We start from the raw sequence: 11,041 nt of genomic DNA, 5'->3' as shown, positions 1-11,041 counted from the left end.
GCGAGCAGCACGAAGAGGACGGTCAGCGGCAGCCAGCTCGGCTGGTCGACAAGCGCACGGTCGCCGGGGGCGAACCGCAGGAAGAACAGCCCGAAGCCACCCAGCCAGGCGACACCCCACGGCCAGTAGAGCAGGCGGGCATCGGGATCGAGCCGGCGTGCCGTCGCCGACCGTTGGTCCTGGATCAGCCGCAGCGCCGCTGCGGCGTCGGTGGGTGGTGAATCATCGTCTAGGTCCACGCAAACTACTTTACGGTACCACGTCGAGGCCGGATGTCACCATCACGACAGGTGGGGACTTCGGTCGCGGCGAGCAGTGCCTATGGTGAGGAGTCGCGGCGACAGGCTGATCCGTCGCACAGGCCACAGGGGAGGGTCCGTGGCAAGCCCGAGCGTTGAGCCGGACACTGCGGCGGACATCGTCGAGCACGAGGGGGCCCTGGTGACTGACGACGAAAGTCAGGCGCGGTACGCCGAGGGGTTCAGCCGACTGCTACCGGCCGACGAGCGGGTGCGCGCGGTGGCCAAGGTCCGAGCGGGCGGTGGGCTGACCCCGGCTCCGCCGGCACTGCCGTCGGCGCCACCCGCCGCCGGTCGGCCGAGTTTTCTGGGTGTCCTGCTCACCGTGCTCTCACCGAACATCACCTTCGGTCGGGCGGACAGCGCCGTCGACTGGCTCTTCTTCGGTGTCGGAGGTCGAGGCCAACCCGACTCCCGGGCATCCGAGCTGCACCATGCAGTGACCGTGGCGACGAAGGGCTTCGGCATCCGTCACCTCGTGCTGGGGGTCACCGACCAGCGACTGCTGCTCGGTGCGACAGCACCCGTCGGCCTGCTCTCCCGCTCGTCGGCGGACGAACGGGCGCAGGCCGACATCGAACTGCTCGGGTCGGTGCCGCGCACCTCCGTCACCGCCCGGTTCGGCAGGTACCGGTTGAACTGGAAGCGGCTGCGGCTCGACTTCGCCGACGGTTCGTGGCTGTCGTTCCACGTGCCGATGGCCGAATCCGGCCGCCCGCTGCGGGAGATCGCGGCGGTCCTGTCAGCCGGCTGACCCGCCGACGAGCGGGGCGGGCAGCGGCGCAACGTGCAGCACCGCCAGCCGGGACACCGCCCGGGTGAGCACCACGTACAACCGGTGCAGCCCGCGTGGCTCGGCCGCGACGATCGCCGCCGGCTCGACCACCACCACATGGTCGTACTCAAGGCCCTTGACCAGTGTCGCCGGCACCACCGTGACCCGCTCCGCGGCCGCCACATCGTCGGCGGTCGCGGTCTCGACACCCGCCTCGGCCAGCGCCGCGCGCAGGCCGTCGACAGCGTCGTCCGCGGCGATCACACCGACCGAGCCGTCGTGCGCGAGCGCCGCCCGCACCTCGGCCACCGTCGCCGACGTCAGGTCGGTCACCGTACGCACGTCCAGGCCGCCATCGCGGCGCAGCGACTCGGCCGGCGGTACGTCCACAGCGAGCGCCGGGAGCAGCAGGTTCGCGAACGCGACCACCGCCGCGGGCACCCGGAAACCGACGGTCAACGGCACCACCACCGCGTCCGGCTTACCCAAATGGGCAAGGGACTCCCGCCAGTCCGTCGCCGCCCACGGCGCGGTGCCCTGGGCCAGGTCACCCAGGAGCGTGACCGAGCCGTGCTCGCTGCGCCGAGCGATGGCCCGGCACTGCATCGGGGAGAGGTCCTGCGCCTCATCCACCACCACGTGCCCGAACCCGGAGAGCCGTTCCAGCAGCCCGGTCGCCTCGTCGATCAACACCGCGTCGGCGGCGGTCCAACGGGTCGCCTTCGGGGTGCGGGCCGGCTTGGCCCAGACGAGCTGCGCCTGCTCGGCGTCGCTGAGCAGCCCGTCCGCCGCGGCGGCGAGCCGCGCCGGGTCGGCGAACAGGCCGTGCACCAGCCCTTCCGGGGTGAGCGCCGGCCAGACCGCGTCCAGGAAGTCGAGCACCGGCCGGCAGCGGCTCATCCGGCGCAGCCAGGCATCGCTGGGCGACTCCGCCCGCCGCGCCTCGGCCTGCCGTTGCAGCAGGCTCACCACCCGTGCCTGAACGCGTTCCCGACCAGTGCCGTACGGCAGCCCTTCCCGGCGGGTCTCCTCGACGATCCGGTGCAACGGCTCCAGCCCGATCCGCCAGCGGAACGAACCGTCCGACACGGTGATCGACTCGGTCGGGGTGCCGATCTGCGCCTGCACCGCGCGCCGCAGCACGTCGGCCATCCGTACGTCGTGTTTGAGCGCGGCCACCGCCGGCGCCTCGACCGCCCGGACCGGCACCCGGGAGATCAACTCCTCCACCGTGGCCTGCTCGACCTCGACCTCACCGAGCGCCGGCAGCACCGCCGCGATGTACGACAGGAACGCCCGGTTCGGCCCGACGATCAACACACCCGCCCGCCGCAACCGCTCCCGGTGCAGATAGAGCAGGTACGCGGCCCGGTGCAGACCCACCGCCGTCTTTCCGGTGCCCGGCGCGCCCTGCACACAGATCGAGTCGGCGAGGTCGGCCCGCACCAGCTCGTCCTGCTCCGGCTGGATCGTGGCCACGATGTCCCGCATCGGCCCGACGCGCGGACGCTCGATCTCGGCGGTGAGGATCCGACTGGTCGTACCAAACTCTTCGCCCCGATCCAGCCGCTCATCCTCGAAGCTGGTCAGGACGCCGTTGCTGAACCCGAACCGTCGCCGGACCGCCACCCCCTGTGGATCGCGCACACTGGCCCGGTAGAACGAGCGGGAGACCGGTGCCCGCCAGTCCAGCACCAGCGGCTCGCCGCGCTCGTCGGTGACATGCCGCCGCCCCACGTGATAGCGCCGCCCCTCATGATCATCAGTGGTGTCGGGTGCGGTCGGGTCGCTCGTGGTCGGGCTGCCGGTGGCAGTGCTGTCCGTGGGCCGGTTGTGGGTGGCCGCGCTGGTTGGGGTCGTGCTGGTCGTTGCCGCGCTGGTCGTTGCCGCGCTGGTCGTTGCCGCGCTGGTCGTTGCCGCGCTGGTCGGAGTCCCGCTGGTTGGGGTCGCGTCGGTTGGGGCCTCGGCGAAGTCGAGGCGGCCGAAGAAGAGTGGTGTGGTCGGGTCGTCGGCCAGCTCGGCGACCCGGCGAGCGAGGGTGCGACCGAGGGTCTCGGCCGCGTAGGCGTCGCCGGCCACCTGGTCACCGGTGGCGAAGAGAGACTCGGCCCTCGCCCGCATCCGAGCCAACGCCGCCCGCGAGGTGGACAGGTGTGCGCGTTCGGCGGCCAGGTCCGCGTCGAGGTCGGTGTCAGGCTGGGTGTCGAGGTCAAGTGCGGGCATGCTGACGTCCCATCGTTCACATCTGCTGCGCGCTCGCGTGTCCGGGGGCGGATGGCCGGCCGCCCGGCGCGACGACGCCCGTTCCGGTGCAGCTCACCTCGGCCGTCAAGCGGCCTGCAACCCTACGCTCCCCAGCCCGCCGCAGCCAGCGAATTACCGACCCGACCACCCATCCGAGACGGCGTGTCGCAGCGCCGGACGTCGCCGAAGTGACGCGTTGACGGGTAGCACCGCATCGAGATGGACGTGATGCCGAGGTCGGATGCCGACTGATCATCAGGTCCCGCGCCGTGCGCCCCCCGCCCTGTTCCGCGTCGCGCCTCGCGCTGCGCGCTGTACTCGCGCCTCGCGCTGCGCGCTGTACTCGCGCCTCGCGCTGTACTCGCGCCTCGCGCTGCGCGCTGCGCGCCGTGCTCTCGCACACCGCGACCGCCGTGGGTGCCGTGATCGACTCGGTTTTCATGAAGTCGCGGTGTCCAAGCCGGTGCGACGCCCCGACTTTCAGGAAACCGAGTCGATCAACAGGAGACGCGGCTTGGGCGGCGGGGACTGGCGGATCGTCGTGGCCGCTGGCCGCTGGCCGCTGGCCGTGGGTCGCTGGCCGTGGGTCTCGGGCCGTGGGTCTCGGGCCGTGGGTCACGGGCCGCTGGCCGCTGGCCGTGGGTCACCGGCCGCGGGTCGGGGGTCGCGGGTCGCTGGCCGCTTGCCGCGGTTCGCGGTTCCTGGTCGCGGTCATGGGCGGCGTGGGCGTGCTCGGCAGCGTCAGCAGCGCAGGTGGTAGTGGTTGCGACGTGGAGTGTGCAGCGGGTCGAGCCAACTGGGCGGGAGGAAGTCAGGGCGACCGTCCGCCGCGATACGGACCGCCCAATCGCCGTGGTGGATGAGCCGGTGGTGGTAGCCGCAGAGCAGCACCGCATTGCCCAGCGCCGTCACCCCACCGTCGGCCCAGTGTCGGATGTGGTGGCCGTCGCACCACCTCGGCGGCCGATCACTTCCGGGTCGGTGTCGATCAATGAGGGGAACCAAGCGATCCACGCCGCGCGTGCCGTCGAATCCGCCTGCTCACTAGCAAAGGACAGACGCCATGTGACCCGAGCGGGACGTGGTGGTGATGGCAGGTTGGAAGGTCTGCCGGGATCATGGGCCTATGACCGAGGCCCGCTCCGATTCGCGCCGGATGACGATCAGCGACCCGCAGGTGATGCGGGCGATGGCCCATCCGGCGCGGATCGCGATCATGGAGTACCTGAACAGCCGCGAGGCCGGCGGGACCGCCACCGAGTGTGCCGAGATCGTCGGGCTGTCGCCGAGCGCCACCAGTTACCACCTGCGGGCGCTGGCGAAGTTCGGGCTGGTCGAGCAGGCGCCGAGTCGGGGGGACGCGCGTGAGCGGTTGTGGCGCGTGCCGAGTGGGAGTGTGCTGGTCGAGGCGGGCCGTGATGCCGGGCCCGAGGCGCGGGCGGCCGAGCAGGCGCTGGTGGAGGCGCATGCGGTCCGGGCCATGGAGCGGACCCGGGACTGGTTGCGGCGCGCCGGGGACGAGCCCGCCGAGTGGTACGACACGGCGCTGTTCACCGACACGCTGGTGCTGCTCACCGCTGAGGAGTTGGCCGAGTTGAACGAGGCGGTGCTGGCGCTGCTCCGGCCGTACCACCCGCGACGGCGGCAGGGTGAGCCGCCGCCGGGGGCGCGCACTGTCGCCGTGCAGTACCGGACGGTGCCGTTGGCATAGGCGGGGTTGCATGAATCAGTTGTGAAGGATTATTTTCGAAGAATGTCCTTCGCAACTGACGAGTCGCGCTGGGCGGACGTCTGGCTCGCCGCCGCTGCCCGGGGCACCACCATCTGCGGCGACTTCCTCGCGGCGACCGCGCTGGCACTGGCCCTGCAGGGTGCCGGTGCCGGTGGGCTGGCCGTGTCGGGCCTGCTGCTCGCCGCCACCCTGCCCCTGGTGGTGCTCGCCCCGCTCGCGGGCCGACTCGCCGACCGGATGGACAGCCGCACCCTGCTGGTGACAGTCGGTTTCGGGCAGGCCTGCGTCTGTGCCCTCCTCGCCGTCGTCGAGCAACCGGCACTGGTGGTCGGGCTCGTCGCACTGCTGGCCTGCGGGCTCGCGGTGACCCAACCCTGCCTCGCGGCGCTGCTGCCGGCGATGGTCCGCCCGGCCGACCTGCCCCGGGCCAGCGCGATCAGTCAGACCGCCGTCTCGCTCGGTGCGCTCGGCGGCCCGGTGCTGGCCGGTCTGCTGGTGGGACAGTTCGGCACCCGCGTACCGCTGCTTCTCGATGCCGCGACCTACCTGGCGTTGGTGGTCGCGGGCCTGCTGCTGCGGACCCGACGCGGCGGCCGGCGGTCCGCCGCCAGCCAGACCGCCGCCGCCGCGAGCAGCGAGGCCGCCGCCGGGGGCAGCCAGGCCGCCTCGGGCGGCGTGACAACCCCGGGGGGTACGGAGATCGGCTGGCGGCTGCGCCGCGACCCGCTGATGCTCGTGATGGTGGTGAGCACCGCCGTGGTGATCGCGGCGATCGGCGGCATCAACGTGATCGAGGTCTTCTTCATCCGGGAGACCCTGGAGGGCTCGGCGACCACGTACGGCCTGGTCAGCGCCGCATGGATGGCCGGCATGCTGCCGGGGACCTGGCTCGCCGTACGACTCGCTCGGCGGCTCGACGACGACGGCGCGTTGGTACGCGGGGTGCTGGCCACCCTGGCCGTGTGCAGTTTGATGGTGTTGCTCGCGGCGACGGTGCCGGCGGCAGGTGTGTTGGTGCCGCTCTGGCTGGTGGGAGGCGCGGCCAACGGCGGCGACAACGTCTTCGCCAACCTGCTCACCGCTCGGCGGGTGCCGGAGGCGATGCGCGCCCGGGCGTACGCCAGCTACGGCGCGGCGGTGCAGGGTGGCTCGATGGCGGGCTTCCTGATCGGCGGGGCGTTGCTCGCCGTCGTTCCGCCCCGACCGCTGATCGCCGGCGCCGGGGTGCTCGGGTTGTTGGTGGTGCTGGGCTTCGTGCCGGTCGTGACCCGGGCGGTACGACGGTCGTCGCTGACCGACGCCCCGGCAGACGGTCGACGAGCGGCCGACGCGCCGGCAGGCGGTCGACAAGCGGCCAACGCCCCGGAAGGCGGCCGAGCTGCCCGGTCAAGTGCGGGGTTGGCCACTTCGGGCCGGCCCGCCGAGCCGGCGCCCGCCGCCGGGGATACGGTCGGGCCATGGCTGAGCGCATCGCACGCCCGCGAGTCGGGCACATCCAGTTCCTGAACTGCCTGCCGATCTACTGGGGTTTGATGCGCTCCGGTGCCCTGCTCGACGTGGACCTGCACAAGGACTCGCCGGACCGGTTGAGTGCGGCGCTGGTCGCCGGCGACCTCGACATCGGCCCGATCACGCTGCTGGAGTACCTGAAGCACGCCGACGAGCTGCTGCTCCTCCCGGACCTGGCGGTCGGCAGCGACGGTCCGGTGCTGTCGGTCAACATGGTCTCCACCCGACCCCTCGACGAGTTGGACGGCGCGCGGGTGGCGCTCGGCTCGACCTCGCGGACCGGGGTGATGACGGCGCAACTGCTGCTCGCCGAGCAGTACAACGTGCGGCCCGAGTACTTCCGGTGCCCGCCGGACCTGACCCAGATGCTGCTGGAGGCCGACGCGGCCGTGCTGATCGGGGACGTGGCGCTGCGGGCGTACTACGAGGCGCCGCAGAAGGGCCTCACTGTCACCGACCTCGGGCAGGCGTGGCGGGACTGGACCGGGCTGCCGATGGTCTTCGCCGTCTGGGCGGTCCGCCGTGACTTCGCCGCCGCCCACCCGGGCCTGGTCAAGGAGGTGCACGAGGCTTTCCTGCGCTCCCGGGACCTCTGCCTGGCGGAGCTGGACCAGGTGGCCGAGGCGGCGGCGCGCTGGGAGACGTTCGACGCGCAGACGCTCGCCACGTACTTCCGGACCCTCGACTTCTCCCTCGGCGATCGGCAGGTCGCCGGGCTGCGCGAGTGGGCCCGACGGGCCGCCGCGATCGGGGAGGCCCCGGCGCTGCCGGAGGGCGGTCCGGAGTTCTTCGCCGGCTGACCCCTGCCGACGGCGCACCAACGGCCCGGGTCGGCAGCGGCCCGGGCCGGCGTCAGCGTGGACGGCTCAGGTGCCGGTGCGGAGCAGCGCCTCGGTGATCTTCTCGCAGTTCTTCATGCCGTAGTCGTAGCCCATGTTGATCGGGTACTTGACCATCACGCCCATCGTCCAGGTGTCGCCGATGGCCAGGCAGTTGATGTGCATCTCCTGCTCCCTGGTCCGGTCGATCCACCCGTTCTTGATGGCGATCTTCTTCTGCTCGGCGGCCGGGAAGGCCTTGCGGATACCGAAGTCGCCGCCGCCACGAACCAGCTTCATCTCGTTGAGCAGCCACTTGGTCCACTTCGGCCCGGCGGCGGTGCCGGTGGCGATGCAGTTGCCCATCCGGGCGGTGTCCCGGGGTGAGAGCGCCGTCCGGCTCCAGCCCTTGTCGGGGGCGACGCTGCTGTCGGTCAGCTCGCACATGGAGATCAGGCGCTTGATCGAGGCGTCTCGGCCGACCAGGTTGTAGAACTGCTCGGCCCGGGTGTTGTCGCTGTCCCGGATGATCCGGGTCGCGTCGGCGAGCTTCGCGTCGCTCGGGGTCTGGCCGGCGTCGGCCGCGCGGCGCAGGTAGTCCGCGACGATCCACGCCTTGATCATGGAGGCGGTCGTGCTGGTCTCGTCCATGTTCTTCGAACCGATGATTTTTCCGGTTCGCCGGTCCAGGACGCTCCAGGCGTACCAGCCCTCGATGTCGAGGTCGAGATTCTTGGCCGCGAAGGGCAGCGGCTCCAGCGACGGGCTGGGGCTCGGTGACGGCGCGGACGGCTGGCGGGCACTGCGGTCGGTGCCGGAGCCGGTGGGCCGGTCGCTGGTGCCGGCGTCGCCCCACTTGGCGGCGGCGGACGACTCGAACGGCGACCCGGGCAGCAACCGCAGCGACACCAGCACCAGGCCGATGAGGATGACCGCGATGGCGATCAGCCGCATCGGGGAGGCGTCGCCGTCGCCACGCCGGTCTCCCCGACGGGTGCCGGCCATCAGAGCTTCCCGACCGGCTGCTGCGGCACCTTGAGCGCGGCACCCGGCTGCGGGGTGACCAGTTGGGTGGCCACGCTGGCGCAGACCTTCGCGCCGTAGTCCAGGCCGGTCCTGATCGGGTAGCGCAGCATCACCGCCAGGCTCCACTTGCTGGTGACGGCGAGGCAGTTGACGTGCCAGTTGCCGTCGCCGTAGATCGGGGTCCAACCGTTCTTGATGCTGACCGGGCCCTGCGAGGTGATCGACTTGGGTAGACCGTCGATGATCCCCCAGCGGCCGCCACCGGAGTCGGGCTTCTGGTCCTTGGCCGCGGTGGTGCCCGTGACCTTGCTCATCTGGTCCAGCACCCACTTCGTCCACTTCGGGCCGGCGGCCTTGCCGTCGGCGATGCAGTCGCCGAGTCGGACCGCGTCGCGGGGAGACATCCGGGTGTAGCTCCAGAAGCCGGTGTACGGCTTGGTGTTGCCGCGCTTGGTGTCGGTCAGCCCGCAGATCTTGATCGCCCGCTGGATCACCGCGTCCGGAACGCTGCTCGACGAGGCCTTGTAGGACCCGCCGGCAGCCCGGTGGACCGCGTTGGCGGCCTTGTCGTTGCTGTCGACGATGGCGAGTCGGGACGCCTCCTTCAACGATGCCGGCGGCTCCTTGTCACCGAGCTGTCGCAGGTAGTCGGAGACGATCCACGCCTTGATCATCGATTCGGTGGAGCTGGTCGCGGCCATGTTCGACGACCCGGAGATCTTGCCCGTCTTGCGGTCCATCAGGGCCCAGGAGAAGAAGTCACCCTTGAAGCTCACCGACACCGGACCGGCCGCCAGGGTGGGCGGCGGCGGTGGCGCGGGTGCGGGCGCGGCGACGCTCGACGTGCCGCCACCGCCGCCTCCGCCGCTGTCGTCGCTGGCAAGTCGGGCGTACGCGGTGGGGACCAGCAGGACGCCGCCGAGCACGACTGCCGTGATGGCGAGCACCAGGGTCACGCGAGATCGCATGAGTGGGTGAACTCCAGGTGTCAGGGCCGGGGGGACCGGCTTGTCGTCGGGACGAATCGGGTGCGATCGCCGAGGCCGGGGGAGGTGGCCTCGGTGGAGATATCGATGCGCGGCAGCCGATCGGTTGTCCGGCAGAAGTCTACGTCCGGACCGCCCGACCGCCAGACTTCGACACTAGGCAACCTGCGATAAAGGCGAGTTATGGGGCCGGTATGAGGTTTTTGCAGGGGTTCACCTTTGTTTCGTGGCCCAAGTCACGGCGATGGAAGGCCGCCCAGGTCGCGCAAAGCAGTCATTCGGCTACGGATGGGATGCGCGGATTCCTGTTACACCCCCTGGTGCAACGAGGCGCAAGCTGTAACACTTAGCCTCATGTATGGCAACGACTTCTCCGCCCCGAACAGCGCCCCGGACGAGGCGCCCGGCGGTCTGCTGGGCGAGGTCGAGGCCGCCGAGGCGGAGCTGCGGGCAGCGGCGGCGCGCGGGCGGCGGGGCGGGCCCGCGCCGGACGAGGACCTGGCGGCGTACTTCGCCGAGGTCGTCGACGCCGAGCAGAAGATCGAACCCCGCGACTGGATGCCCGACGCGTACCGGCGGACGCTGATCCGGCAGATCGCCCAGCACGCCCACTCCGAGATCATCGGCATGCAGCCGGAGGGCAACTGGATCAGTCGGGCGCCGTCACTCAAGCGCAAGGCGATCCTGCTGGCCAAGGTGCAGGACGAGGCGGGTCACGGCCTCTACCTCTACGCCGCCGCCGAGACCCTCGGCATCAGCCGCGACGAACTGGTCCAGCTGCTGCTCGACGGCCGCCAGAAGTACAGCTCGATCTTCAACTACCCCACCCTCAGCTGGGCCGACGTCGGCGCCATCGGGTGGTTGGTGGACGGTGCGGCGATCGTCAACCAGGTGCCGCTGTGCCGCTGCTCCTACGGCCCGTACGCCCGCGCGATGATCCGGGTCTGCAAGGAGGAGTCGTTCCACCAGCGGCAGGGCTACGAGATCCTGCACACCCTGGCGCACGGCACCCCCGAGCAGCACGCCATGGCGCAGGACGCGGTGGACCGATGGTGGTACCCGTCGCTGGCCATGTTCGGCCCGCCGGACGGCGACTCCACCCACTCCACCCAGTCGATGGCCTGGAAGATCAAGCGCTTCTCGAACGACGACCTGCGTCAACGCTTCGTCGACATGTGCGTCCAGCAGGCCGAGATCCTCGGGGTCCGCATCCCCGACGACGACCTGCGCTGGAACGACGAGCGGCAGGCGTACGACTACACCCAGCCGGACTATGACGAACTGATGCGGGTGATCTCCGGCGACGGGCCGTGCAACCGCGAGCGGATGGCCCACCGCCGCGCCGCGCACGCCGACGGCAGCTGGGTACGCGAGGCCGCCGCGGCGTACGCCGCGAAGCGGACGAACAAGGAGAAGGTGGCCGCGTGAGCGAGCGTGCCGAGCAATCCGGCGTGACAGGTCATTCGCCTCTGTGGGAGGTCTTCGTGCGGGCCCGGCGCGGGCTGTCGCACACCCACGTCGGCAGCCTGCACGCCCCCGACGCCGAGCTTGCCCTGCGCAACGCCCGCGATCTCTACACCCGCCGTCAGGAGGGCGTGTCGATCTGGGTGGTGCCGGCCGGCGCGATCACCGCGTCCAGCCCGGACGAGAAG

At 71.3% G+C, this 11,041-nt stretch carries 10 protein-coding genes and 1 pseudogene; 6 read left to right on the top strand and 5 right to left on the bottom strand.

Annotation, left to right across the window (positions count from 1 at the left end; translation table 11 throughout):
- A pseudogene (locus KBX53_RS09975) lies at positions 1–239 on the bottom strand (transporter); the annotation flags it as partial.
- 202 nt (positions 240–441) lie between these two features.
- Between KBX53_RS09975 and KBX53_RS09970 the strand changes: the two are divergent.
- Positions 442–1,053, top strand: coding sequence for a hypothetical protein (locus KBX53_RS09970; RefSeq protein ID WP_030334083.1), 612 nt, complete (start codon positions 442–444; stop codon positions 1,051–1,053).
- Here KBX53_RS09970 and KBX53_RS09965 read toward each other — a convergent pair.
- Together KBX53_RS09965 and KBX53_RS09955 are read right to left on the bottom strand one after the other, a co-directional pair.
- The gene (locus KBX53_RS09965) at positions 1,042–3,297 is read right to left on the bottom strand and encodes an AAA family ATPase (RefSeq protein ID WP_247675387.1); all 2,256 of its coding nucleotides are present in this window, start codon (positions 3,295–3,297) and stop codon (positions 1,042–1,044) included. The two genes, KBX53_RS09970 and KBX53_RS09965, sit on opposite strands and share 12 nt — an antisense overlap.
- Positions 3,298–4,059: 762 nt before the next feature.
- Positions 4,060–4,230 (bottom strand): hypothetical protein, encoded by a 171-nt coding sequence (locus tag KBX53_RS09955; RefSeq protein ID WP_309140739.1) that lies wholly within the window; start codon positions 4,228–4,230, stop codon positions 4,060–4,062.
- A gap of 214 nt (positions 4,231–4,444) precedes the next feature.
- Between KBX53_RS09955 and KBX53_RS09950 the strand changes: the two genes are divergently transcribed.
- Genes KBX53_RS09950 through KBX53_RS09940 form a run of 3 tightly spaced genes read left to right on the top strand, consistent with a single transcriptional unit; the run spans position 4,445 to position 7,359 of the window.
- A complete protein-coding gene (locus tag KBX53_RS09950) occupies positions 4,445–5,029 on the top strand; it encodes a winged helix-turn-helix domain-containing protein (protein WP_030334090.1) in 585 nt (194 codons plus the stop codon).
- 42 nt (positions 5,030–5,071) lie between these two features.
- Positions 5,072–6,556 (top strand): MFS transporter, encoded by a 1,485-nt coding sequence (locus KBX53_RS09945; RefSeq protein ID WP_210858759.1) that lies wholly within the window; start codon positions 5,072–5,074, stop codon positions 6,554–6,556.
- Positions 6,508–7,359: a menaquinone biosynthetic enzyme MqnA/MqnD family protein gene (locus tag KBX53_RS09940; RefSeq protein WP_030334095.1), complete on the top strand. Its 852-nt coding sequence runs from the start codon at positions 6,508–6,510 to the stop codon at positions 7,357–7,359. Before KBX53_RS09945 ends, KBX53_RS09940 begins: the two co-directional genes overlap by 49 nt.
- A gap of 66 nt (positions 7,360–7,425) precedes the next feature.
- On the opposite strand, the gene KBX53_RS09935 is transcribed toward KBX53_RS09940, so the two are convergent.
- Together KBX53_RS09935 and KBX53_RS09930 are read right to left on the bottom strand one after the other, a co-directional pair.
- Positions 7,426–8,382, bottom strand: a complete 957-nt coding sequence (locus KBX53_RS09935) for a hypothetical protein (RefSeq protein WP_030334098.1) — start codon at positions 8,380–8,382, stop codon at positions 7,426–7,428.
- On the bottom strand, positions 8,382–9,371 hold the full coding sequence (locus KBX53_RS09930; RefSeq protein ID WP_030334099.1) for a hypothetical protein: 990 nt from the start codon (positions 9,369–9,371) through the stop codon (positions 8,382–8,384). Before KBX53_RS09930 ends, KBX53_RS09935 begins: the two co-directional genes overlap by 1 nt.
- Before the next feature lie 372 nt (positions 9,372–9,743).
- Between KBX53_RS09930 and paaA the strand changes: the two genes are divergently transcribed.
- Positions 9,744–10,817, top strand: a complete 1,074-nt coding sequence (gene paaA / locus KBX53_RS09925) for a 1,2-phenylacetyl-CoA epoxidase subunit PaaA (protein WP_030334101.1) — start codon at positions 9,744–9,746, stop codon at positions 10,815–10,817.
- On the top strand, positions 10,814–11,041 hold a 228-nt coding region (gene paaB / locus KBX53_RS09920; protein WP_210858757.1), incomplete at its 3' end, for a 1,2-phenylacetyl-CoA epoxidase subunit PaaB. The genes paaA and paaB, both read left to right, overlap by 4 nt.

This window comes from Micromonospora sp. M51, assembly GCF_018070305.1.
Lineage (GTDB): Bacteria > Actinomycetota > Actinomycetes > Mycobacteriales > Micromonosporaceae > Micromonospora > Micromonospora parva.
The sequence above is the reverse complement of the archived record's forward strand: the minus strand, read 5'-3'. Positions and strand labels throughout refer to the sequence as shown.

Bases quoted from the DNA above. Each gene is read 5' to 3' on its own strand.
- KBX53_RS09965 (WP_247675387.1), bottom strand. From the start codon at position 3,297: ATGCCCGCACTTGACCTCGACACCCAGCCTGACACCGACCTCGACGCG.
- KBX53_RS09950 (WP_030334090.1), top strand. From the start codon at position 4,445: ATGACCGAGGCCCGCTCCGATTCGCGCCGGATGACGATCAGCGACCCG.
- KBX53_RS09945 (WP_210858759.1), top strand. From the start codon at position 5,072: ATGTCCTTCGCAACTGACGAGTCGCGCTGGGCGGACGTCTGGCTCGCC.
- KBX53_RS09940 (WP_030334095.1), top strand. From the start codon at position 6,508: ATGGCTGAGCGCATCGCACGCCCGCGAGTCGGGCACATCCAGTTCCTG.
- KBX53_RS09935 (WP_030334098.1), bottom strand. From the start codon at position 8,382: ATGGCCGGCACCCGTCGGGGAGACCGGCGTGGCGACGGCGACGCCTCC.
- KBX53_RS09930 (WP_030334099.1), bottom strand. From the start codon at position 9,371: ATGCGATCTCGCGTGACCCTGGTGCTCGCCATCACGGCAGTCGTGCTC.
- paaA (WP_030334101.1), top strand. From the start codon at position 9,744: ATGTATGGCAACGACTTCTCCGCCCCGAACAGCGCCCCGGACGAGGCG.